24 protein-coding genes are annotated in these 21,196 nt (G+C 69.7%); 1 reads left to right on the top strand and 23 read right to left on the bottom strand.

The window, feature by feature from the left end; all coding sequences use genetic code 11:
* Nucleotides 1–14: 14 nt before the first annotated feature.
* The 16 genes from IO24_RS0120675 to IO24_RS0120600 form a co-directional block, all read right to left on the bottom strand.
* Nucleotides 15–554: a hypothetical protein gene (locus IO24_RS0120675; protein WP_045295997.1), complete on the bottom strand. Its 540-nt coding sequence runs from the start codon at nt 552–554 to the stop codon at nt 15–17.
* Between the two features lie 10 nt (nt 555–564).
* Complete coding sequence (locus IO24_RS0120670; protein ID WP_051905962.1) at nt 565–4,359, bottom strand: hypothetical protein; 3,795 nt, start codon at nt 4,357–4,359, stop codon at nt 565–567.
* Complete coding sequence (locus IO24_RS0120665; RefSeq protein ID WP_157851280.1) at nt 4,359–7,292, bottom strand: phage tail tape measure protein; 2,934 nt, start codon at nt 7,290–7,292, stop codon at nt 4,359–4,361. Before IO24_RS0120665 ends, IO24_RS0120670 begins: the two co-directional genes overlap by 1 nt.
* Before the next feature lie 326 nt (nt 7,293–7,618).
* Nucleotides 7,619–8,149 carry a DUF7426 family protein gene (locus IO24_RS0120660; RefSeq protein WP_031137642.1) on the bottom strand — a complete coding sequence of 177 codons (531 nt, stop codon included), beginning with the start codon at nt 8,147–8,149 and terminating at the stop codon, nt 7,619–7,621.
* Entirely contained in the window at nt 8,149–8,622 is a 474-nt protein-coding gene (locus tag IO24_RS0120655) for a phage tail tube protein (protein WP_031137641.1), read from the bottom strand. Before IO24_RS0120655 ends, IO24_RS0120660 begins: the two co-directional genes overlap by 1 nt.
* 9 nt (nt 8,623–8,631) lie before the next feature.
* Entirely contained in the window at nt 8,632–9,072 is a 441-nt protein-coding gene (locus IO24_RS0120650) for a minor capsid protein (RefSeq protein ID WP_031137640.1), read from the bottom strand.
* A complete protein-coding gene (locus tag IO24_RS0120645; RefSeq protein WP_338055558.1) occupies nt 9,069–9,314 on the bottom strand; it encodes a hypothetical protein in 246 nt (81 codons plus the stop codon). Before IO24_RS0120645 ends, IO24_RS0120650 begins: the two co-directional genes overlap by 4 nt.
* Nucleotides 9,315–9,428: 114 nt before the next feature.
* Nucleotides 9,429–9,749: a hypothetical protein gene (locus tag IO24_RS0120640; protein WP_031137638.1), complete on the bottom strand. Its 321-nt coding sequence runs from the start codon at nt 9,747–9,749 to the stop codon at nt 9,429–9,431.
* Nucleotides 9,743–10,417 carry a hypothetical protein gene (locus IO24_RS0120635; protein WP_031137637.1) on the bottom strand — a complete coding sequence of 225 codons (675 nt, stop codon included), beginning with the start codon at nt 10,415–10,417 and terminating at the stop codon, nt 9,743–9,745. Before IO24_RS0120635 ends, IO24_RS0120640 begins: the two co-directional genes overlap by 7 nt.
* A gap of 2 nt (nt 10,418–10,419) precedes the next feature.
* On the bottom strand, nt 10,420–11,268 hold the full coding sequence (locus IO24_RS0120630) for a hypothetical protein (RefSeq protein ID WP_031137636.1): 849 nt from the start codon (nt 11,266–11,268) through the stop codon (nt 10,420–10,422).
* Between the two features lie 14 nt (nt 11,269–11,282).
* The gene (locus tag IO24_RS0120625) at nt 11,283–11,732 is read right to left on the bottom strand and encodes a hypothetical protein (protein WP_031137635.1); all 450 of its coding nucleotides are present in this window, start codon (nt 11,730–11,732) and stop codon (nt 11,283–11,285) included.
* Nucleotides 11,733–11,804: 72 nt separating this feature from the next.
* Complete coding sequence (locus IO24_RS0120620) at nt 11,805–12,317, bottom strand: hypothetical protein (RefSeq protein WP_031137634.1); 513 nt, start codon at nt 12,315–12,317, stop codon at nt 11,805–11,807.
* Nucleotides 12,317–12,745, bottom strand: coding sequence for a hypothetical protein (locus tag IO24_RS0120615; protein ID WP_031137633.1), 429 nt, complete (start codon nt 12,743–12,745; stop codon nt 12,317–12,319). Before IO24_RS0120615 ends, IO24_RS0120620 begins: the two co-directional genes overlap by 1 nt.
* Nucleotides 12,742–13,128 (bottom strand): hypothetical protein, encoded by a 387-nt coding sequence (locus IO24_RS0120610; RefSeq protein ID WP_031137632.1) that lies wholly within the window; start codon nt 13,126–13,128, stop codon nt 12,742–12,744. Before IO24_RS0120610 ends, IO24_RS0120615 begins: the two co-directional genes overlap by 4 nt.
* A gap of 55 nt (nt 13,129–13,183) precedes the next feature.
* The gene (locus tag IO24_RS0120605) at nt 13,184–14,134 is read right to left on the bottom strand and encodes a major capsid protein (RefSeq protein ID WP_031137631.1); all 951 of its coding nucleotides are present in this window, start codon (nt 14,132–14,134) and stop codon (nt 13,184–13,186) included.
* A 13-nt stretch (nt 14,135–14,147) separates the two neighbouring features.
* Nucleotides 14,148–14,939, bottom strand: coding sequence for a hypothetical protein (locus IO24_RS0120600; protein WP_031137630.1), 792 nt, complete (start codon nt 14,937–14,939; stop codon nt 14,148–14,150).
* A gap of 154 nt (nt 14,940–15,093) precedes the next feature.
* On the opposite strand from IO24_RS0120600, the gene IO24_RS0120595 reads away from it, so the two are divergent.
* Nucleotides 15,094–15,297 carry a hypothetical protein gene (locus tag IO24_RS0120595; RefSeq protein ID WP_031137629.1) on the top strand — a complete coding sequence of 68 codons (204 nt, stop codon included), beginning with the start codon at nt 15,094–15,096 and terminating at the stop codon, nt 15,295–15,297.
* Here the strand turns inward: IO24_RS0120595 and IO24_RS0120590 are convergent, their stop codons facing one another.
* From IO24_RS0120590 to IO24_RS0120560, 7 genes are all read right to left on the bottom strand, one after another.
* The gene (locus IO24_RS0120590; protein WP_031137628.1) at nt 15,298–16,413 is read right to left on the bottom strand and encodes a phage minor capsid protein; all 1,116 of its coding nucleotides are present in this window, start codon (nt 16,411–16,413) and stop codon (nt 15,298–15,300) included.
* 10 nt (nt 16,414–16,423) lie between these two features.
* Nucleotides 16,424–17,941: a phage portal protein gene (locus IO24_RS0120585; protein ID WP_031137627.1), complete on the bottom strand. Its 1,518-nt coding sequence runs from the start codon at nt 17,939–17,941 to the stop codon at nt 16,424–16,426.
* Nucleotides 17,922–18,137, bottom strand: coding sequence for a hypothetical protein (locus IO24_RS0120580; protein ID WP_031137626.1), 216 nt, complete (start codon nt 18,135–18,137; stop codon nt 17,922–17,924). The genes IO24_RS0120585 and IO24_RS0120580 overlap by 20 nt, the downstream gene beginning before the upstream one ends.
* Complete coding sequence (locus tag IO24_RS0120575) at nt 18,137–19,414, bottom strand: PBSX family phage terminase large subunit (protein ID WP_031137625.1); 1,278 nt, start codon at nt 19,412–19,414, stop codon at nt 18,137–18,139. The genes IO24_RS0120580 and IO24_RS0120575 overlap by 1 nt, the downstream gene beginning before the upstream one ends.
* A complete protein-coding gene (locus IO24_RS0120570) occupies nt 19,401–19,904 on the bottom strand; it encodes a helix-turn-helix domain-containing protein (protein ID WP_031137624.1) in 504 nt (167 codons plus the stop codon). The genes IO24_RS0120575 and IO24_RS0120570 overlap by 14 nt, the downstream gene beginning before the upstream one ends.
* Nucleotides 19,905–20,053: 149 nt before the next feature.
* Nucleotides 20,054–20,461 carry a hypothetical protein gene (locus IO24_RS0120565; protein ID WP_031137623.1) on the bottom strand — a complete coding sequence of 136 codons (408 nt, stop codon included), beginning with the start codon at nt 20,459–20,461 and terminating at the stop codon, nt 20,054–20,056.
* Between the two features lie 317 nt (nt 20,462–20,778).
* The gene (locus IO24_RS0120560) at nt 20,779–21,075 is read right to left on the bottom strand and encodes a hypothetical protein (RefSeq protein ID WP_031137622.1); all 297 of its coding nucleotides are present in this window, start codon (nt 21,073–21,075) and stop codon (nt 20,779–20,781) included.
* Between the last annotated feature and the right edge of the window lie 121 nt (nt 21,076–21,196).

The raw sequence follows: 21,196 nt of genomic DNA, 5'->3' as shown, positions 1-21,196 counted from the left end.
GGGGTGTGCGTGGGTCAGCTGGCGGTCTCGTACTGGAACGTGCCGCGGATGGCATAGCCGGAGGCCCACGTCGTGCCCGCGACACCGCTCGACCACGGGCTGACGGCGTCGATGAGGCCCTTGCCGCCGCCTGTCGCCCCGTCCGCACTCGTGTCCAGACCGTCCGGCGCGCCAGTGTCCAGCTCCAGCTCGAACACACTCGTCGTGGTCAACCGCATCCGCGCCTGGTGGCGCTTCGTGGTCGACTTGTTCAGCTCAGCGAAGCCGATCGCGCTGACCGCCGACGCTGCCGCAACGGGCAGGGAGAACCGCCAGTTGTCGCCCGAGCCGCCGCCGCCGAAGTTCGTGGTGGAACCGAACACCACCTCGAACGTGCCGAAGCAGGTGGTCGCCGCGATCGCGTAGCGGCAGGCCAGGACGGCGTTCCCGAACGAGGGCGTGTTCGCCCCGGTCGACGTGGTCCACACCGGGATCCAGTCCTGCCAGGTCGGCGAGATCGACCGCATGCGTCCTGCTGTCGCCCGCATGCCGGGATGCCACGGCTCGTACGGCACAGTGCCTCCTTCACAGAGCGATGATCATGGGTGTGGCGAGCCGGACGTCCGTGCCCACGCTCTGTGCCTTGACGACGCCGTTGCGGCTGCGGCGGACCGTGAAGTGCTGCGGGTTGGCGATGCGGACGTTGTCGAAGCGCGTCTCCAGCCCGGCGTTGGTGTTGCCGGTGTTCCGGAACGAGCGCACGCCGACGCTGGCGGCCGCCGTCAGCGAGGTGTCGGTCACCTCGATCTGCCACAGGTCCGGCTCCCGGTCGGTAGCGAGCCAGATCTTCGCCTTCAGGGAGGTCCCGAGCGTCTGGAAGCGGACGCGGTAGAACGTCGCCGCCGTGTGCGTCAGGGCGCTGGTATACGTGGCGAGTTGAGTCTCCGCGCCTCCGACCCGCTTGCGCACGGTCAGCAGGAGGCCCGCAGAGGTCGTGATCTCCACCCTCGCCTGGTACAGGTTGTTGTTGTCCGTCGCGCGAACGACGGGCCCGGTGAAGACCGACGCCCCCGTCGCCAGAGCCGATACCGCGACGTCTGCGTACAGGTCCACGTCCGCACTCGGCGCCGGCACCAGGGCGAGGTGGGCGATGCCCGTACTGGGCTGCGCCGCCACCCCGTATCCGGCGCCGACGCTGTGGTCCGCGCTCGGCGCCACGGTCCAGGCCTGGCCCGAGTCCGCCTGCCCCCAACTGCCGGCGGCCACGGTCCGGCCGAAGGCGTCCCGGACCGAGTCCGCGATGGCGTCGACCGTGACGTGCTCCCCGCCGAGCTGGACGTCGAAGGGGAACTCGGCGGGTTTACCTCCGGCCGGGCGGATGGTCACGCCGTGGGCCCACAGCACGTCCGCCGAGGGTGGGAAGTTCGCCACGGTCGGTGCGGCGTTCGCGGTGAGCGCTCCGACCGGGGCTGTCGCGGTCAGCTCGAACCACGCCCAGGTGTTGGCGGCGACTGCGAGGCCGGACGCATCGGTCGCCTGGTAGGCGCCGCCCGTGGTGAACCAGTTGATGTTCAGGTTCACGGTCCGGGCCGTGGCGCAGCGGAGCCAGCCGGAGATGACGTACTGCTGGCCGGCCGTCACCGGCACCGTGGAGCTGCCCGCGTTGGGGAACTGGGCCACCCCGTCCGGGACGAACCGCATTGCCCAGTCGCCCTCGAAAGGCTTCGGCAGGGGCGCGACCACGCGCTCGAGGACGCCGCCGCTGCCGAACCACCCCGTGAGGTCCGTCTCCAGATACGCATTCGCGGTCAGGGCCGGCAAGGCGGTGACCCAGGTGATGCCGTCGACGGCCCGCACGGTCAGTGTGGTGTCGTCCTCGTCGACTGCGGCGACCAGTTGGCTGCCGTCGGTGTCGACCCGGCCCAGCACCGGATCCTCAACGACGCCGACCCGCCACGGCGAGCCCGGCGCGCACACGAAATCCACTTCCCAGGTGCGTACTCCGATCCGCTCGGTCAGGCCCTGCACGATCAGGTCCACCGGCCCCGGGGGCAGGAAGTCCGGCAGGTCAGTGATGCGGATCAGATCGCCCTCGATCATGTCGAGGACGGTTGGGATCAGCGATGGGGCCCTGTGCAGGCGCACGGTGACCACGGGGTAGCGGGCCTCGTCGACCGTGCCCAGGTACATCAGCCAGTGCGCCATCGGCTCGGTCTGGTCGTCCGAGTGCAGATTGATGGTGACGCTGTCGTCGTACCGGCCCACCCCGTCGGGCGGGTCCAGTACAGACATACGGCCGCTGGTGAGCTCCGCCCGGCCCGAGCTACCGCCGATCCGCTCCACCGTGACGTCATTGCGCAAGTTGGAGTCGTCGTCGACCGGCTCCAGCGCGCCCAGGCCCTTCGACCCGTACGACAGGATGAGCTTCGGCGTCTGGTTGTACTGCGAGGCACGAGTTCGGTAACGCAGCCCCAGCCGGGAGCGGTCCTCGACGAGGGTCCCGCCGTCGGCCTGCTCGCACTGCTCCAGCTGCTCAAGTAGGGTCGCCGGGCGCTGCGCACCCATGGCGGCCGTCTCGGCGGGGTCGCCCGTGATGATGAGCGACAGGGACTCCTCCGCAGCGAGCCGGGTCAGCCGCGCTGCGGCCAGCTCGCCACCGAAACCGTTGTCGGCGTCGTTGTAGATGGCCGTGTTGTTCGCCTGGAAGACGCCCACATGCCCGATCGCCGTGCCGTCCAGGCCGGCACCGAAGGTGGACCGGATCGAGGTGACCCGGCCGACCGTCCCGGCGAAGCTCCCAGTGTGGAAGTGGCCGCCGCTGGAGTTCGCGGCGTTCAGCCAGCCGAGGTCGACGTCCACGTTGGCGCCGTTCTGGCGGGCGAAGATCCTGACCCTGTTCCAGTTGCCGAAGAAGGACGGGCTGGACCCGGCTCCGGTGCTGGTGAGGAGCAGCTGGTTGTCGTCGGCGTCGAGGACCTGGAGCTGCACGTTGTTGGTCTGCACGCGGACCCGGTAGCGGTTACCCGTGCCGGAGCACACGATCTCGTACAGCACGGCCTGGGCGACAGGCGCGGCCGGGATGTAGTTCACCAGCTCGACGTGCCACGGGCCCGTGCCCGATGCCGGCGGCGGCACGCTCGCCGAGAGGGATCCCCCGGGCTGGAGAACTGGCAGGGCCGACGAGCCGCCCAGCGAGTCGTCAGCCGCCATGTCGAAGTTGGTCAACTTCATGGGGGCGACGCCGGGCACCGGGCTGTATGCCTGGGTCGCGGCCGAGTCGTCCTCCATCGGCCAGTAGGCGATCAGCGTGGAGTCCGAGGGGATACGCCGCCGCAGAGTCGACTGGAGGAGCTTCTTACCCTGGTTGAGGCGGCGGAGGATGCCAGCGCCCTCGCCCTCGACGAGGATGAGGTGCCCGCCGCCGCTCCAGCGGGCTGGCCAGTCGGAGTACTCGCCGCTGAACCGGATCTGCCGGTTGGTGATCTCCGCCCCGCCCGACGGTGTCCACGTGCGCCCAGCCGAGTCCACGAACGTGGCAGCGCCCTCCGCAGGCAGCGAATAGTCCGGGCTGGCGACCACCGTGCCGTTGATCCCGGACCGCAGCTCGAAGGCGTGGATACGACCGGCGGGCCGCTCGAACCCGAGCTCGGCAGTGTCACCAACGAGGACCGGAGCGCTCGACGAGAACACCGACGTAGTGCCCGAGTTGACGACCGGGGCGCCAAGCTGAGTCCAAGGCCCTGCGATGGTCGGCGCGGTGTAGTAGGTGATCGTGTGGCCACCGGCCCCGTTGTCAACGTCGAGCGTGACGCGCAGGGCGAGCCGCCCCGAGGGGAGGACTGGGAGCGGTGCGGTGGAGTCGTGCTGCTGGATGGTGGAGCCGTCGGTCGTCCACCGGAAGGTGACCTTCCCGGCGGTCGAGGTGAAGATCGCCCAGGACCGCTGGTTCCCAGTGACGAGGTACTTGCTGCACAGCTCCCGCAGGAGGCTGGTCGCGGGCCAGCGGTCGAGGGCGCAGTCGATGCGGATGTCGAGGTCGCCGACGATGTCGAGGGCGGCGGTGTCGGGGGTCGAGGCTGCGTTGCCTGCGATGTCCGGCAGCCACAGATATCGGTCGCCCGTGTAGACGCTGACCCGCATCGGAGTGTTCGGGCCGAGCTTCCCGAAGTACGGCGAACGCGGGTTGCGCCACGAGTAGAGGCCCCCCGGGCTGCGCAGGGTGAGGGAGCAGGCGGCCGGGTCGACCGCCTGCCCCTCGCCCGTGCGGCCGCGCTGGTGGGTGATGAGGTCCCGCAGCTGCGCGTGCTGCGTGACATTGGTCCACACGCCCCCGATCTGGAATTCGACCAGAGTGCCGAGCGGGTCCTCGGGGAACGCCATCAGCCGGACCTCCGTCCCGTCAGCACGAGGGAGGCGTCACCGCCGCCCTTCTTCCGGATGCCGCGACGCACCCGCCCAATCAGGTAGTCGTCCTCCGCCCGGCCCGAGGACCGCAGTTCGAACACGGCCTTCTGCGACGCGGCCGCGCGGGCCCGCGTACTGGCCATGTCCCACGAGCCCGGCGAAGGCGTCTCCACCAGCGAGGCCATCGACCGGTTCACCGCGTTACGCTGGCCCTCCACGCCCCGGATGAGGCCCTGCGCCGTGTACTGGCCGACCAGCGCCATTACCCGGCTGGGGCTCTTGATGCCGAGCGCCTTACGGATGCTCTTGGACATCCCTTGGGCGATCTTCAGCATCTGCCGCTCGATCGCCTTCTGCTGATTCTTCAGGCCCTTCACCAGGCCTTGCCCGGCGGCGATACCGGCCCCGTACATCGCGTTGCCCGCGGCCGACCCTGCAGAGCCCGCGGCCGACACGAGGAGCTTCTGCTCCTGGTTGATCTGCTTGATCTGCGAGGAGTTGGCGTTGGCCAGAGCCGCGGCGGCCGAAGAGCCCTGCTCCACCCCGGCCTGGGCGATCTGCGCGATCAGGTCCGCGGAGACGCCCTTCTTCCGCAGCGTCGCCAAGTTTTTCGCGAACGTCTCGGCGGCCGCCCGGTCCAGCTTCAGCCCGGCCAGGATCGTCTCGGCGGTCTGCGGCCAGCCGCCGGTGTCCTGCTTAGTGACGTCAGCGCCCTCCAGCACGCCCTTCTTCACGTCTGCGGCCAACTTGTCGCGGGCCTTGATCTGGTCGGCGATCCGCTTGGTTGCGGCCTTCATCCGCGTGGCCAGCTTCTCCTCCTGGCCGGCCAGCTTCAACAGCTGCTTGGTGCCAGACGAGATGATCTTGAGGCCTTTGGACCGCCGCTTGCCCGGGTTGAGGCCGTCGCGGACGATGTCCGCGAGCTTCGTAGAGGCGGCCTTGACCTGCTTCGACGAGCCGGTCAGGCCGTCGATGAGGCCGCGGGCGATCCAACGGCCCTGCGCTTTCGTGACCTTGGAGGGGCTCGCGATGCCCAGCGCCTTGGCGATCGGACCCGGGACCATCGCTCGCGCCCACGAGAGGAGCTTGGACCTGATCCAGCCGCCCATCGACTGGATGCCGGACCACAGGCCCTGCACGACTGCGACACCCTTGGAGACGAGCAGCCGGTTCATCGAGCCGATCCCAGCCACGATCTTGCCCGGCAGTTGCCGGACGTAGCTGATGAACGCGACGACCTTCCTCGCGGTGGCAACCTGGAAGGCCTGCCAGGCGCTCGATGCCCTTTCGGCCAGCTTCGACGCCATGCTGGAGACTGCGGACGACACCCGGCCTGGCAGCCCCGTGATCCAGGCGACCAGGGCGAGCAGCTTCTTGATCGCCCAGTCCTTCATCTGGCCGAACCACGTGCTGACCTTGCCGGGGATCGTGCCCAGATAGGCGATCGCGGCGAGGATCAGATTCTTCGCGCCGACGACCTTCGCGACGACCCAGTTCCATGCCGTGGTCGTCGCGGCGACGATGTCGTCCCAGTACGTGACGACCAGCATGACCAGGCCCGCGAGCCCGACCACGATCCCCGCGATGATCCAGAACATCGGATTCGCCAGCATCGCCGAGTTCATCGCCCACACGCCGATGGAGGCGATCGCGAACGCAGCACCCAGAGCGATGACCGCCCCAGCCAGCCCCAGGACGAGGCCCTTGTTGTCGCCCATGAAGGCGAAGAAGCCCGACAGTCGTGGAATGACCTGGCCGCCGAGAAACTCGACCAGGTTTTGCTGGAGCGAGTTCTTGAACTCGGTGAGCCGCTGCCCGGCGTTGTCACGCAGCGTGTTACCGGCCTTGCCCGCTGCGCCGCTGAAGTCGCCGAGCGCCTTGGTCGCCGACGAGGGATCGACCTGTAGGAGGGCGTCCTGCATGGTCAGCGCTTCCTCGCCGAACAGCTCGATCATCGCCTTGGAACGGGCCCCGTCGTCCTTCATCGTCCGGAGCCGGTCCATCAGCGTGTCCAGCGCCTTACCTGCGGCCGGACCGCCCTCGGCGAAGTCCGCCGCCATCTTCTTGCCGTTGAGACCCAGTTCGTCGAACGTCTCAGCGCCATCCGCCGCGTTGGCGGCCATCTCCTCCAGCGCGCCGGACAGTAGCTCTGCTGAGGGGGCTCCCGCCTCGATGCCCTGCACCATCACTCCGAGGGCCTGCTTGCCGGTCAGGCCGAAGTGGGTCAGGTTGTTCGCCGACCGAGTGATGGTCTCGCCGAGGTCACCGAACCGGTTGGCGCCCTGGTTGGACGCCTGGATGAGCATGTCGATGGCCTCTTTGGTGTTCTTCGCGAGGCCGTTGCGGACCATGACACCGGCCGCGTTGGCGGCCTCGCCGACATCCATCCCGAGGACCTTCGCCAGGTCAGCGATCCGCGTGGACATCGACAGGATCTGAGCGTTGGTCGCGTCCGGCGGCATCAGACCGGCGTTCATGACCGCCTTGATCGTGTCGGCGCCCTCCTGGAAGTCCGCGACGATCGCCTTCTTGAACAGCTGGCCCGCGATCGCTCCGTACCGCTGCGCCTGGGCAGGAGTCGCCCCGAGCTGGGCGCCGAGGACGCCAGTGATCTGCCCCTGGCTCATGGCCTCCTGCATGCCGACCATCAGCGCGGCGCCCGCAGCAACGCCAGCGCCGGCCGCGAGCATCTTCAGCCGGTCGAAGCGCCCGGCGGCCTGATCGACCGCCGCTTCGGCGCCCTCGTCAGCGCCCTCGGCCAGCCCTTCCCCAACGGCTTCACCGGCGTTGCGGCCCGCGGCCACGAACTGACCGCGGCGGTTGCGTAGCCGGCCGTCCGCGCCACGGACCATGCCATCGCCGAGTTCCTCACCGGCTCGCTCGCCGGCCTCCCCGGCCTCGTCGCCCATCCGCTGCCCCGCGCTGCGCAGGGCGCTCGCGGCCCTGCGCAGGGCAGGCATGACGCCGCGGTCGTCGACGGAGAGAACGGCGTTGAGCTCGCCGACGGTCAGCGCCATGAGGGCTCACCTCCTTCGGGGCTTGCGAATGTGGGAGTCCTCGGGAGGTGGCGCGAAGTGCCTGTACAGGCGGGTCTCGGCCGACAGCAGGCCGAAGATGCGGACCTGGAGCCACCGCCAGGTCCGTCGGCGGAGGATGCCGTCCTCGACGTCAATGCCGTAGGTGTCGTGGAGATCTGCCTCGATCAGCGGCCACTGCTCCAGCAGCCGCTCCCAGGTCAGGTTCCTGAGCGCCCCCGACCGCGCCCGCTTCGGCGTCGGGAGCCCGCCCTCGTACCACTCGTAGAGGCCGGTGACCGGGTCATACTCGCCCCGGCCGACTCCGAGGTATCGGGCCTCCCCTGCCGTCGTTCCGCCCTGTTCCTCGGCGCTTTTCCCGGGTGCTGCCGGGTGCGCCAGTACTCCAGGGCGGTGTCGCGATCGGTGGTGACCCAGAACATCGTCGTGAGGCTGACGTGCTTGAACATCGACCACGAGACCTCGGCCATTAGCCGGCCGTAGGCGTCACCGAGGCACAGCTTGTAGAGGTCGATCTCTTCGTCGTCGTCGAGGACCTTGGCTCCTGGCCTGGTTCCTCCTGCGGCCAGCCGCGCGGCGTATGACGTGATCCGTTCGATCTTGACGCCAGCCTCGGCGGACGGGTCGGCGATGTGGTACGTGCGGACCTCGCCGTCCTTGCCGCGCACCGGCAGGTCGAGACCTTCCTCGAGGAAGTCGTCGAGCGCCTCGAAGGGGTTGCAGCCAGCCATCAGGGCGCCAGCGGGTTCGTGATCGGGGTGAGCGGACCGTCGCCCGTGAAGGTGATCTCGACCTCGCCGAGCGCGGTGTGCTCGCCGCCGGCGGGCTGCCAGTTCGGAATGGCCTTGCCCTGGTACGCCTCCGGGAGACCGTCGCGGTTCATGTACCGCAGGCGGATCTTGTTGGCGTCGCCGTACTCGAAGTGCGCGAGTCGGATCTTCTCGTGGACCGGGTGGTAGACCTTCACAGCCTTGTTCGCCTTGCGGCGGATGGTGACCGACAGCTCCCAGCTCTGGGCGGTCTTCTCGTTCCCGTTCCAGCCCTCGGAGTCGTAGTCGCTGCTGTCCTCGATGTTCGGCTCGGATGCGGGCTGGAACTCGCGGACGCCGGGGCAGAGCTGCCAGTCCGGCGTCTCGTCCGTGCCCATGTTGATCTCAAGCCGCCACTCGCGTGCGAGCTCAGTCTCTTCCGTGGGGGTCGACATGCGGTCCTCCTAGTCGTTCAGGTGGGGCCCGGACCGCACGGTCCGGAAGTAGTAGTTCGCGACCAGTTCCATGCGGCCGCGGGTGTCCTGGCCGATCCAGGCCTGGGAGTTGCGCCAGGAGATCTCCACCCGCACACCGCGGGCCTGCCAGGTGTCGCGGTTGTGCAGGACGGTGAAGACGTCCTCCGCGAGCTGGACCAGGTCGAGCACGTTCGTGCCCGCTCGCATGCGCGCTTGGATGCCGGTGACCGAGTTGGTGGAGTCGTCGTCGGCCACGGGGTAGGGGTTCAGGGCGATCGCTCGGTCCGGGCTGTCCGGCATGCGACCGAGGACGATGCCCGTGGCGCCGACGGGCAGTGGGCCAGATGGGTCGTAGACGCCGACCTCGGCGGCGGCCAGGAGGTCGGCGACGCCCTGGAGCAGGTCGACGTCGTGTGTCTCGGCGCTCACCGCAGGGCCCGCCTCAGCTCAGCGGCTACCAGCGCGAAGACGACGTTGCGTTCCTCGTTGAGGCTGTTCTCCAGGTACTTGGCGGTCCGGCCTGGCGCGTGCCGCCACTCCAGCTCTTCGTGCTGGCGCACGGCGTATGGCCCGTCGAAGCTGACCATTCCGGTGAGGGACGGCTCGTCGACCGAGGCGGTCCCTGTCGACTGGAGGAAGCCTTCGTCCAGCGGCACCCGGTCGGTGCTCACGCTGAGGACGTGCTCCGTACCGAGGAAGAGTCCTCGGCCAGCGGCAGCGCGTAGCTCCCTGGCTGCCGCAGCACCGTCGTATCTCAGGCGGAAGTTCTGCGGCACGACGTCACCTCATTCGAGCTGGATTTCCAGGTGGTTGGGGGTGCCGAGGCCTCGGCCGTCGCGCCGCTTGGCCTGAATGACCGTCGTGGTCCGGCCGTCGGGGAGCGTCACCCGGGAGAGGGCCGGCGCCTCGGTGGCGAGGTCGGCGTAGACGGTCGACGTGGACGTGACTTGCTCGCCGCCGGGGGAACGCACCGCTCGGGTCTGCTCGTCGAAGAAGCACCGAACCGCGACCGGCGGGCCGTACAGGGTGCCGGTGCTGGACTCGCCGCCGTACGGCTCCACCGTGATCTCGTGGATGAAGTAGCGGCGGGGGATGCGCGTCACCATGCGAAGCCGCCCGTGGAGATCCCCCAGCGGAGCTTGTCCGCAGGGATGTTCTCGAGCGCCCGGATCAGCCCAGGCGCGTAGTAGTCCGGGCCGGAGCGGTTCTCGCTGGCACCGAATTGCAGCTGCACGCTGCCGATGCTGACGCCTTCCAGCGGGCCGGAGACGTCGGTTTCCACCCCGACCTCGCCCCAGAACTCCACCTGCCTACACACAGCCTCAGCGAAGGCGGCCCGGACCACAGGGTCGGTCGGCATGCCGGCGTCGTCGACGTCGTACACGGCGGCCTTCAGGAAGTCGCTGTCCAGGAGGTCCGTCGCGCGCTCCAGCAGCTCCACGGCGTCCAGCGGCGGCGCCTTGTGCAGGATGTTCGCCAGTTGGGTCGTGGTCGCGTACGACCGGACGTCAGCCATCGTCGGAGGCGCCGGGGCGACGGGCACCACCTCGTGCTGCACGCTCGCGCCGGTGCCCGTCACTGTCCAGGACAGCCGCCAGAGGCCGGCTGCGGTGTAGGTGAGGGGCGCGGTCCAGGTTTTGCCGTTGTCGGCGGTGCCCGTGGCGGGCGATGAGACGGTTCCGTTCGGCGCGGTGACGGTGAGAGTTGCGGCCGTGGTGGCGTCGTACGGGTCGACGGTCAGGGACGCGGTGACGGTGTCTCCCACGTCGGGCATGGTCAGCCTCCTGTCGTCGAGGTCGCGGCCAGCTGCGGCGCGGTTGTGGACGGCGTGAGCGCGGGCCTGGTGGTGCCGGGCGTGAGGGCGCGTGCAGGGCGGAGCAGGCGCGCGATGCTGCCCGCGCGGGTGCGCGTGTGTGCGGCGCCGAGCTGGACGATGTGCGCGCAACTCAGGGGCAGGGCCGAGCTCGCCGAGCGGGCGGTGCCGAGCGGGACGCTCTTCTGCCCACTGATCGCCCGAGCTGCGGCCGCCGTTCGGGCGGCGCCGAGCAGGACCAGGCTCGTGGGGAGGTTGACGTTGTCGATCTCGGCGAAGTTGTTGGAGCCGTCCGTGCGGGTCGACTCCAGCAGCAGCGACAGGTTCGTGTCCGCCGCCCAGGCCGGAGTGGGGGCGCCGCGGAGCACGGTCCAGTGGTTGCTGTCGGGAGAGGCCTCCCAGAGCAGCGTCCCGCCGGTCTCCCGCAGCCTAAGCCAGGCGTGCGCGGTGGAATCGTACGGGGGGAAGAGGGCGCCAGCGTCGGCGTAGCCCTCTCGGAGGTAGAGGCCCATGGCGCCCTGGGCGGTGTCGATGATGAACCCGGCGTCGGTGCCACCGGTGCTGGTGAGCACCAGGATCGACAGGGCCGCCGTGACGGTCGCCCCGTTCGCCGCCGGCGGGTAGGCCCGCAGCAGGAAGTGCGAGCCCGCCAGGGTGTAGTTCGTCGCAGAGCGGAGCCCGGCGAAGCCACCCACGGTGCAGGGGATCCGGCCGCGGCCGCCGACGGCCGCCGGGTCCCCATAAGAGTGGGGCCACTTCGTGAGGTCCAGGGCCCCGGTGAAGGAGTCTTCGAGGGTCTCCAGCAGCGGCACCGTGGCCTCCCCGGTCAGGCGTTGGAGTCGACGCTGATGCCGTCGGTGTGGACGCGGGCGACGATGTCCGTGCCGTCCGGGATGACCGCGAAGTCGTGGTAGGTCAGCGGGATCAGCGCCGCGTCCGTGCCCGCGGTGGTGTCCGGGTCGTAGGCGATGACGAGCTTGCCCGTCGGCGCGCCGGTGGCGAGCAGCCAGCTCATGTCGTTCGCGTCGAAGCTGGCCGAGTTCGCGGTGTCGTTGACCGACACCACCACCCCGGTCAGCGCCACCCGGCCCATCACCGTCTGCTCGTTGGCCGGCCCCGCAAGCAGGTCGGCCACGGTGTCGTAGTCCTGGAGCACGTCATCGGACGGCAGCCCGGCCGCTTCCAGCGGGATGGCCACGAGCCCGTCGCTGGCGGCCGAGAGTCCGGCGTAGTGCAGGATCCGGCCCTTGGCGATGTTGGCGACCACATCGGCCACGGCGCTCCTCCTCGGTGTGAGCGCGCGAGGGAGGCCCGCCGCCCGGGCCTCCCTCGTCGCGGTGCGGATCGGCTACGCAGAGACGCCGATGATGTGGATGTCGTAGGTGACGCTCGTGCCGGCGCCCGAGTTGGCGACCTTCAGCAGGTCACCGGTGCCGGCCGTGACCGCGTACCCGGTGGCGTCCGCCACCCCGGTTCCGGCCGCGACGAACGCGCCCGGGCGCAGGGTCACGGTGCCGGTCGCGCTGAGCAGCGTGGCCCAGCCGTTCGAGGTGGCGTTGCCGAGCACTACGTTGTTCGTGTTCGCGTCGGCGGCCGCGACGATGATCCCCTTGATCCGCGCGAACGTGATCGTCGCGCCGAACGCGTCGACGAGTGAGCCCGCCAGGTCGAGGTCCTCGGTAGCCGAGGCGGCCAGCGTGCGCCGGTCGGAGAAGACGCGGTCGGCCTTGCCTGCGCCGGTGCCCGAGCCGAGCGACAGCTTCCGGCTGAGGCTATGCGGGGCCCTGGCGGTGCCCAGGTCCAGTGCCGTCGTCAGCTCCGCGAAGGCGCTGACGGCGAGCAGCGTTCCGGAGAGCGGCATCAGCTACCGCCCCCGTACCGCTCGACGAGCTGCTCCCGCGTCATGCCCTCGATGTCGGACTGCCGCTCCGGGTCGTCCTCGACCTGGCGCGCGTAGTCCTGCCACTTCGTCAGCGACGCGTTCTTCGCGGGCGGCTTGAGTACCGGGGCCGACTCGTCGTCCTCCACGAGGGTCAGCTCCTGGCCGACGCCCGGGCCCTCCAGCGAGGGATTCTCCTCGCGGAGTTCCTCGTTGGTCTTCGGCACGTCCGCCGACGGGTCATGCACCCCGGGCGCGGTGAGCGTAGGCCGGGACAGGACACCATCGCTGACGATTTCCCCCTCCTCGCCCTCGCCGAGGATTTTCCAGTTGTCGAGGGAGTCCAGACGGGCCGAGCGGCCGTCCATCTCCACCCGGTCTCCGGTCCGCTGGTTGAAGTACGTGGTCATGACGCGGGCACCGCCGTCCTGAGGTCGACCTGCACGAGGATCTCGGTCGGCGATCCGGCCGGGGAGGCGAGGACCACCGAGATGTTGTCTCCGGCCGCGCAGGACGCGTTCTGCACGGTGGTGTTCCCCGCCCACGCGTCGGTGCTGGTGGCCATCGGCGATGCGAGGACGTCGGAGGCGCCCTTCTTCACCTGCACCGTGCCGCCGGTACCACCGGTGCGGTACGCGCGCACGGCGATGACGTTCGCCGCAGCCGGAACCTTGAAGAGCTGGTAGGTGCCCGCGGTGCCGGAGGCGACGCGGACTTCCTTGCTGTAGGTGCGCGCGGTGGAGGTGTCGACCTCGCCGGCGCGCCCGTCCACGCTGTGGACCTTGTAGCCCATGGGGCTGTCCTTCCTGAAGGGAGGGGAGCCCGCCCGCGCGGGGCGGGCGCGGGGATCAGGCCGCGTCGGCGCCCTTGATGAGGACGGCCCGGTTGGCGTCGAGGGTCTTCGTGCCGTACAGGCAGTCGATCGACACGACCATCTGCTTCTTGTCGATGTCGTAGTCGCGGATGATGCGCAGCGCGAACCCCTTGTAGTTCATGATCGCTGCGTCGAGGGCACCCTGCGGGAGCTCCAGCGGGCGGAACGCGAGAGCGAACGCGGTCCGGTGGAACGCGACGTTGACCTCGGTGGTCGGCTGCCCGGAGGCGGGCGATCCGGCGGGCTGGCCGATGTTCTGCGTCCAGTACGGGTCGAAGCCGCTGACGCGGGCGCCCATGGACGCCTCCAGCAGGCCTTCGGTGCTGCCGCGCTTGTCGGCCTGCCGCCACGTCTTCTCCGCCACCCAGCGGGCCTTCGTGGTCGGGCCGGCGATGACCGAGCGCTGCGCCGCCGGGACGTTCTTCAGGTCGAGGACGTTGCCCGCCTGGATGAGGACGCGGGAGTCCGACCAGGGGTAGTCGCCGTTGTAGCCGGCGTAGTCCTCGCCTGCGGCGTTCGGGGTGGCGTCGCCGACTTCCTGCACGATGTCATCGCGCAGGGCGAGGATGTCGCGGTCGATCTTCTGGGCGATGGCCTCCATGGCCGGGGTGAGGAGCTGCTCGTCGAAGTCCTGGATCTTCAGGGTCATGTCCTCGGACGTGACCGCGAAGGAGACGTCGGCGAAGTGGTTCAGCGTCATGTTGACGCTGGTCTCCTGCGCCTCCTGCACCGTGATGCCCGCGGCGCGGTTGTACTCGTTCGCCGTGAACATGGCGGGCTTGCGGATGGTGATCGCGTCACCCTGCTTGCGGTTGAACTCCGCCTCGTAGTCGCGGTGCACGAGGCTCGCCGCGACGGTGGTCTCATACAGGTTGGCGAGGGCCTGTCGCGCGATGACCTGCGCGGTCAGGAAGGTGTTGGCCATGGGGTGTTACCTCCTATCCGGCTCGGCGCTTGCGGCGCGCGGCGCGGATCTCGTCGATGTCTTCCGGTTCGGAGGAGCCCCCGGCCCCGCCGTTGAAGTCGCTGCTCGTGCGGTCCGGCGGCGGCGCCGCGGCCTTGAGCTTGGGGTTGTCGTCGACCGCCTTCTTGATGGCGGCGCTGACGGCCTTCGCGAATCCCTCGTCCTCGGGGTCGAGGCCCTTGATCGAGTTCAGGAACCCTCGCGAGTCGGTGAGCGCGTCCGGGTCGGCGCCGTACTTCGACGCCCCCCGGTACACGGCCAGCTCGACGGCGGTCTCCCGGTGGGCGGCGGTGCGCCGCTCGATTTCCGTCTGGAGCTTCGCCGGGTCCGGTGCCTCGTCCTTCTCGTCTTCGACCAGGCCGAGCGCCTTGCCGATCTCATGGACCAGCTCCTTCTTGGCCTTGTCGGCTGCCTCCTTGGCCCCGACGCGAGCCTTCGCGGCCTGGTCGCGGGCCTTCTCCAGCTCCTTGTCCCTGCGGGACGAGGCGCCGGTGGCGGCCTTCTTCGCGGGCGGCTTGGGCTTCGGATTGGTGTCGTCGTCCTTGCCGTCGTCCGCGTCGTCGGCGTCGTCCTGGTCGTCGTCGCTGGCAGCGTCGTCGTCCTGGTCGCTGGCGTCGCCGTCTTCGGTCTCATCGCTGTCGTCGCTGCCGGATCCGGAGTCGTCTCCGTCCCCGCCGTCGGCGTACAGCCACGGGTCGAAAGGGCCGGTGGCGTAGGGGTGTGCCCAGCCGGAGCCTGCCAGCCGGGGAAGGGTTCGCTTCTGCATGTCGTGCACTCCCGGTGCGCGTAGAGGTGGGCCCCGGTCCCGCCGAGGCTGTACTGCGATCCGGCCCGCTCCTGGCGGGCGGAAGACTGTGCCCTGACCTGGGCAAAGGGAGAACAGGGGGAACAACTCGCGCAGGTGCCCTTACGGTTTGCCCATGACTGAAAACCGAAGCGAGTCCCAGCTTGCAGACCAGGTCCGTACCGCCCTGCTCGACGCCATCTCCCGCGCTGCGGAGGCTGGCCACGGCGAGAACGCACGACACCTCGCCGAGGCCTACGCGCTCATCAACTCGAACGCACCCACCGAGGTGAAGGGCGCCCCTACCGTTGTCCGCTCCCCCTTGGGCGCGCGCCGGTAATCAGCGCGCTGTCGTGAGCTGCTCGCGGTGTGACTTACGCGGCAGCCCCGTTGCTGCGATCAGCTCACGCACGCGTGCCTGGTAAGCACGCGCCCGCGCCCGGGCGACCTTCGCCTGCTGCTCGTCCATAGCGGTCTGCTCGCGCCGCTTCCACCGTCGGACCTGGCGCTCCAGGTACCGCTGCTTCTGGCTGTCCTCATAGGTGCCGCGTGACGGCTGGGCCTTCGGTACCCGGGAAACCCCAGGCAGGTACGCGCTCACGCTGTGACGGCAGTTCGGGTGTAGCAGGCCGGCAGCCCGCGCCTCGTCCAGCGATCCGGCCACGGGCACCGTGACCATCTCGCCGTCCTCCGCAGCGTGCTCCAGCTCGATGTCCCGCGCGCCCGCCCGCCCGTCCCGCGTGAGGATCTTCCGCTCCCACGGACGGCACAACGGGCATTCCTCCGGGGCCTGAGACACGATCACTAGGTCTACCCCGGCTGCGCCGAGCCGGTCCGAGTGCGCCTCAACCGCAGCCCGCCCCACAGCACTGCGCATCGCCATCTCGACGTACGAGCGCAGCTCCCAGGAACGGCCCCGCGAGTCGATGAACCCCTTCACGCCGCGGTCTGCGAAGGCGTCCAGGGCGGACTGAGCGGCCTGTCGGCGGGTCTGTGCCCCAAGGGCGGGCGCTGCGGCCGCGCGCCCGATGACCTCGCGGTAGGTGTCCATCGTGGTGCGCAGGATCCGCAGGTAGACCGGGCCGGTGTCGTTGATGACGGCGGCCGCCAGGCGGTCTACGACCGGAGCCGTCGGGAGGACCGCTGCGGCGGCCGCCGTCTGGCCGACGCCGAGCGCCCCCAGCTCAGCGACGGCAGCTTGCTGGCCCCGCTCGTACGCCTCCGACAGCGCTTCGTGGATGGCTCCGGACGCGTCCAGCTGGAGCGCGGCCAGGACCTCCTCGATCGCGGCCTGGAGGTTGCCGACCGAGGCGAGCTTCTGCACCACCCAGGCCGGGCTGTCGATGCCCGCCGCGAGGGCCTTGCGGAGCTTCTCCAGGAGGACGCCCTCGGCCGCCTCGTAGAGGTCGGCGACGGCGGCCGCCAGGTCCTCGGCGAGATCAGGCGAGACCGGCACGGGGCACCCCCTACGGCAGGTCGCCGGTCTGCATCGGGTCCGGCATCTGCATCCCCTGTTCCTGCTGAATGCGATCTACCTCGGCTCGGACTTGGGTGTCGTTCCACTCTGGGTGCGCCATCCGCACCAGCGTGTCCGTGGACGCGGCCTGTGCCCGCCGGAGTACGTCGGCGGTGTTCGCCAGGGACAGCGGGTCCTCCTGGACCGAGTCCTCGAACTCGATCGTCGGCGGCTGCGCGGTGACCCCGGAGCGGAACACCTCCTGGTCAACTGCGAGGAGTGCGTGGACCGCGTCCGCGAGTCCGGCCCTCCAGCGGAGGATCTTCCGACCGCGTGTCGTCATGCTCCGCCGCTCGCGGGACTTGACCTCCGTCGCGGTCACCGCGGCGTCGCCCCCCAATCCGAAGGTCTGCCCGCTGTAGCCGGCGGACCGGAGGATCTGGTTGACCAGGTCTTCAGCAGTCTCGCGGTGCTCCTGCACGCGGATCTGGAACTGGGCGACGGTCAGGGCCGCGCCATCGCCTGGTCTGGCAAGAGCGTTGATGCCGGCGAAGGCCTCTTGGTCCGGGTTCCACGAGGCGCCGCGGCCCGGCCCGTGGGACTGGAGGTAGGAGTCCGGGACGATGATGCGGCCCTTGCCGAGGCGGATGTCCCGCATCCAGCTGGCGTAGGTCTCGTCGAGGCTGTCCATGAGCGGCTCGATGCCGTCCAGGTCGGAGCGGCCGAGGTCGGCAAGGTCTGCGTTGCAGCGCCAGCGGCGGCTGTTCTGGTTCGGGATGTACGAGACGTCGAGTCCCTTGTAGCCGGTGGCGAGTGCTCCCTCCTCGTTCACCGTGGCGGCGTATCCGGCGGTTGCCGGGTGGTCCTCCAGGGGCACCGGCCGGCCGAGCTTACCCTTCGTGCCCTGGTAGAGGCCGTGCAGGATGCGCTCGGGTTCGTGGCGCTCCAGGTGCCGCCAGACCTGCCCGTCCTCCTCGTGGACGACGCGCCAGAAGGTGACGGCGCTGAGCCGGTTCCAGGTGAACTCGGGAACGGCGCGGTCGGCGTGCGTGGCGTGGAGCCAAGGGCGGTCGGCCACCTTCTTGTCGTACACCGGCCGCAGGTAGATCCCGCCCAGGGCGGCGCCCACTTCGGCAGCAGTCTGGAGGGTGGCGAGCATGCCATCGTCGGTGAGCATGTCGAGGCGCTTCTGAGTGGGGTCGCCCTCGACCGTGAGCTTCGGCGGCTCGGAGAAGAGCAGGTCCGCGGAGCCGCCGCAGATGTCGCCGGCGATCGGTACGTGGAGCTTGGTGCGGCGTTCGCCGGGGGCGGTGGGGGTGCCCCACCACCAACGGGCGATCTTCCCGACGACGCCGTTCGAGAACTGGGCAGGCTTCGGGCTGATACCGAAGCCGCCGTTGCCTCCGCCGTAGAGGTCTTCGAGGCGGTCCGGGTCGCCGCTCCACCAGGTGTCCCAGGTCCGCATCGCTTCGAGGGCGGGACGGAGGTCTGACGGGGGCCAGGGGACGTTACCCGTGGGCAGCGACATCGTGTGGCCACCTCCCTGTGAGCATGCGCCAGCGCGCCCACCAGCGGGCGCGGCGCGTGAGTCGTACGCGTACCGGGACCTCGATGGACGTGCGGCCGTCGGCGTGGTGGGTGACGCGGTGCTGGGTCGGGTAGCCGAGCGTGGCTGTCACGCCGGTCCAGCGGGGGAAGCCCGGGACCGGGCCGAGTCGGGCCATCACGCGGCCACCTCCAGTCGGGTCGGTAGGTAGGGCCGCCACAGCGACTCCGTCGTGCGCAGCCCGTACCGCAGGGCGTCACAGCTGTGGTCGTTCTCCTTGATCGGCTTGTCTTCGCCGCGTTCCGCTGCTTCGTCGTCCCAGGAGTAGCCGGGGATTTCGTCGATCAGGCCCTCGGCGGACTCGTGGATGAACAGGTCCTCCGTGGACAGGAGGCTGCTCACGGTCCGGATGCCGTCCAGGACGGCGTTGTCGGCCTGGGTGACGCCCGGGACCTGGTCGCGGTGCAGCTGCTCGATGTACGACGCGGCGGACGGGTCGACGACCGTCCATTCCGGGGCGACGCCAACCACGTTGGTGGTGGGCTGCTTCACCTTGGCGAGCCACTGCCGGCGGGCCCGGGAGTACTCCGCGTCGGTCATCTGCTTCCGCTCACGGCGGGAGTCGTACCGGTACTCGGAGACGACGTACAGCTTCCGGTCTGCACCGAGGCCGATCAGGACGTCGGCGTACGGGTTGACGGTGCCGTAGTCGATCGCGTCGCACAGCCACCGGTCGATCCTGGGGAGCGTCGAGACGACGTGCTTCTTGACGTCGAACTGCTCGTAGATCGCGCCCTCGGACTGCACCCAGTGGCCCAAGATGTAGCGGCGGTACCAGAGGCCGGTGAAGTTCCGCTTCATCCGCGCCTTGTAGTCCTCGGACAGGGCTGGGTTGTCGTCCATGACGAAGTGCCAGGTGCGGATGCCGAGCTCGTCGGCCCGGTTCAGCCACTCCTTCTTCGCCCAGTGGCCCGGATTGTCCGGGTTCGTCGTGGCGAAGATCAACGCGCCGGACACGGACATGCGGTCGACGAGCCGCTTGAAGAACTCCTTCGGGAGCAGCGTCAGCTCATCGACGTATGCGCCGGCGCCGGTGAGGCCGCGCAGGCGCGCCTCGGCCTTGGCGTCGTTGGCGGTGATGACCTCGATCTGCCGGCCGAGGATCCAGGCGACGCTGGAACCGCGGGTGTAGGTGATCAGCTTGGCGATCTCGGGGCCGACGAGCGACGGGTCCTGGAGAGGGCCGAAGACGTTGCGGGCGACGGTGTCGTAGGTCTTGCCGACGACGACCAGCTGCCCGCCTTGCGGGGCTGTCACGACATACATCAGCCAGCGCAGCAGGCTGGCGACGGTCTTGCCCGACCGGACCGACCCTTCCCAGACGTTGAGCCAGGCCGTGGAGTGGGCGATCGAGCGTTCCTGTTTGTCGGACAGCCGCGGGCTAGTGATCTCCATGGCGGGCCCGGAGCTGGTCGAAGAGGTTCGTGAGCAGCGAGCCGACCTGGTCGGAGCCGCCCTCCTCCTTGGGCGGGGCGAGCTTCAGCGACCGGTCCACGGCGGTGGCGACCAGGCCCATGTACGCGCGCTTGTCGGCGGGGGTGGGCTCGGGCGCGGTGTGCGTGTCGAAGTCGTGCTCTTTGCCGCCCCAGTCCCAGTAAGTGTGCGGCTCGTTGATCTTGGCGACCTCGCGCTCGGCGATGTCCTGGAGCTTGATGGCGAAGGCTGCGCGGCGAGCGGCGAGGTCGGCCTGGCGGACCTCGGTGGCGGTGCGCACCTCGGCGGCCCGGTCGAACGTGATCGGCGGTTCGAGCTTGGACGCGATGTCGCTGATGGTGCGGCCGGAGCGTCCGAGGATCTTCGCGATTTCGTTGCGGCCCTTGCCGTCGGCGTGGAGTTCGCGGACGCGCTGGCGGTCTTCGTCGGTGACCGGTCGAGCCTTGCCCATGGCGGTCACCCCCCTGGACATGGCGAAGGCCCGCACGGTGGCGGGCCTGTCGTGTGCGCTCGGCGGCGCGGTCGATGAGCTGGTGTCTGTGTCCGGGCACGCCGGACTTGGCCCCAGGATGGATCATGCGGCCCCGGGATGCAACTACGTCACACCTTGCAGAAGCCGAGCCTCCGGAGGGTCTGGTTAATCCGCTTTCCCTGAGCTTCCGTCGTCGTGACGTCCCGGTAGGTGAACCGCTCGGCGGCCCAGTGGTCCAGGCGCGAGCCGTCACGGTTGATCGCGCCGCACTGGTTCTGTGCGGCGCCGATCGCCTTGTCCTCGTGTTTCACGATGTCCGGGTTGATCTCTGCGAGCGCGCTGAGCAGTTCCGCACGGTCCGCGCCGGTCGGCTCTGGGGGGATGCCGGCGTCCTTCAGTAGCTCGTCCTTTTCCTGCTGAGTGAGTCCCGGCTTGCTCGCTGACCCCTTCGGCTTCGCGTCGGTGTCGGTGCCGGAACAGGCGGTAAGCGTGAGCGCAGCGATGGCTACGGCGAAGGCTGTGTGGCGGATGCGCATGGTTCCCCCTGGCGGTTGCTGAGGGGGCATCATCTCGCTGCGTATCGTGACGTGTTGCGGCTGTGGCGCTTCTGTGACGCTTTCGTGTGGCTGCCCGGCCGGGGAGCGGTGCTTCGGTGGCATCCTGAGGGCGGCGGCCCGGTAGCCGATGCAGCGTCCGGACGGCGCGGGACTACGCACCCCGCCCGGGCAGCATGCGGCCCCTCCAGCCCAGGGGTACGGGGCCGGAGGGGCCGAGGCAGGAAGGTGTGCCCCCTCCCGGTGACGCACGACGCTACGCCCCGCCCGTCAGTGCGTCCAGACCTCGGGCGTACCGCCTAGGGCATCATCACCCTGCATCCCGCGAAGCCCGGTTCCCACCGAAACCCCATTCGACCCTCGAACTCTGGGATCTCCTCAGGCTCGCCGAGCCGGAGGAGGTCCGCGTTCACCAGCGGCGTGAGAGTCTCGGCCCGCACCACCAGAGCGACCACCAGACGGTCCGGGTCGAATGGCCGCTGGCTGATGAGCGCGACGTGGTGGCCCGTGGCGCTCGGCACCACCCAGGACGGGAAGACGTTGCCGGACAGCCAGATCCTGTGGTGAAGGTCGGCGAAAGCGTCATCGGGTGTCATGCGTGGATGCTGGCCCGGGTCGGGGCCGGCCGTCTGCGCCGAAGGCCCACACCGCGTGTGTCCTACGCCACTTCAGTGCGTCCACCCGTCGGGTCGGGCCCGCCGCCCCCTGCACCCGGCC

The organism is Streptomyces flavovariabilis, from assembly GCF_000725785.1.
Lineage (GTDB): Bacteria > Actinomycetota > Actinomycetes > Streptomycetales > Streptomycetaceae > Streptomyces > Streptomyces hawaiiensis.
Note: the sequence above shows the minus strand (reverse complement) of the source record. Positions and strands in the feature narration are given on the sequence as shown.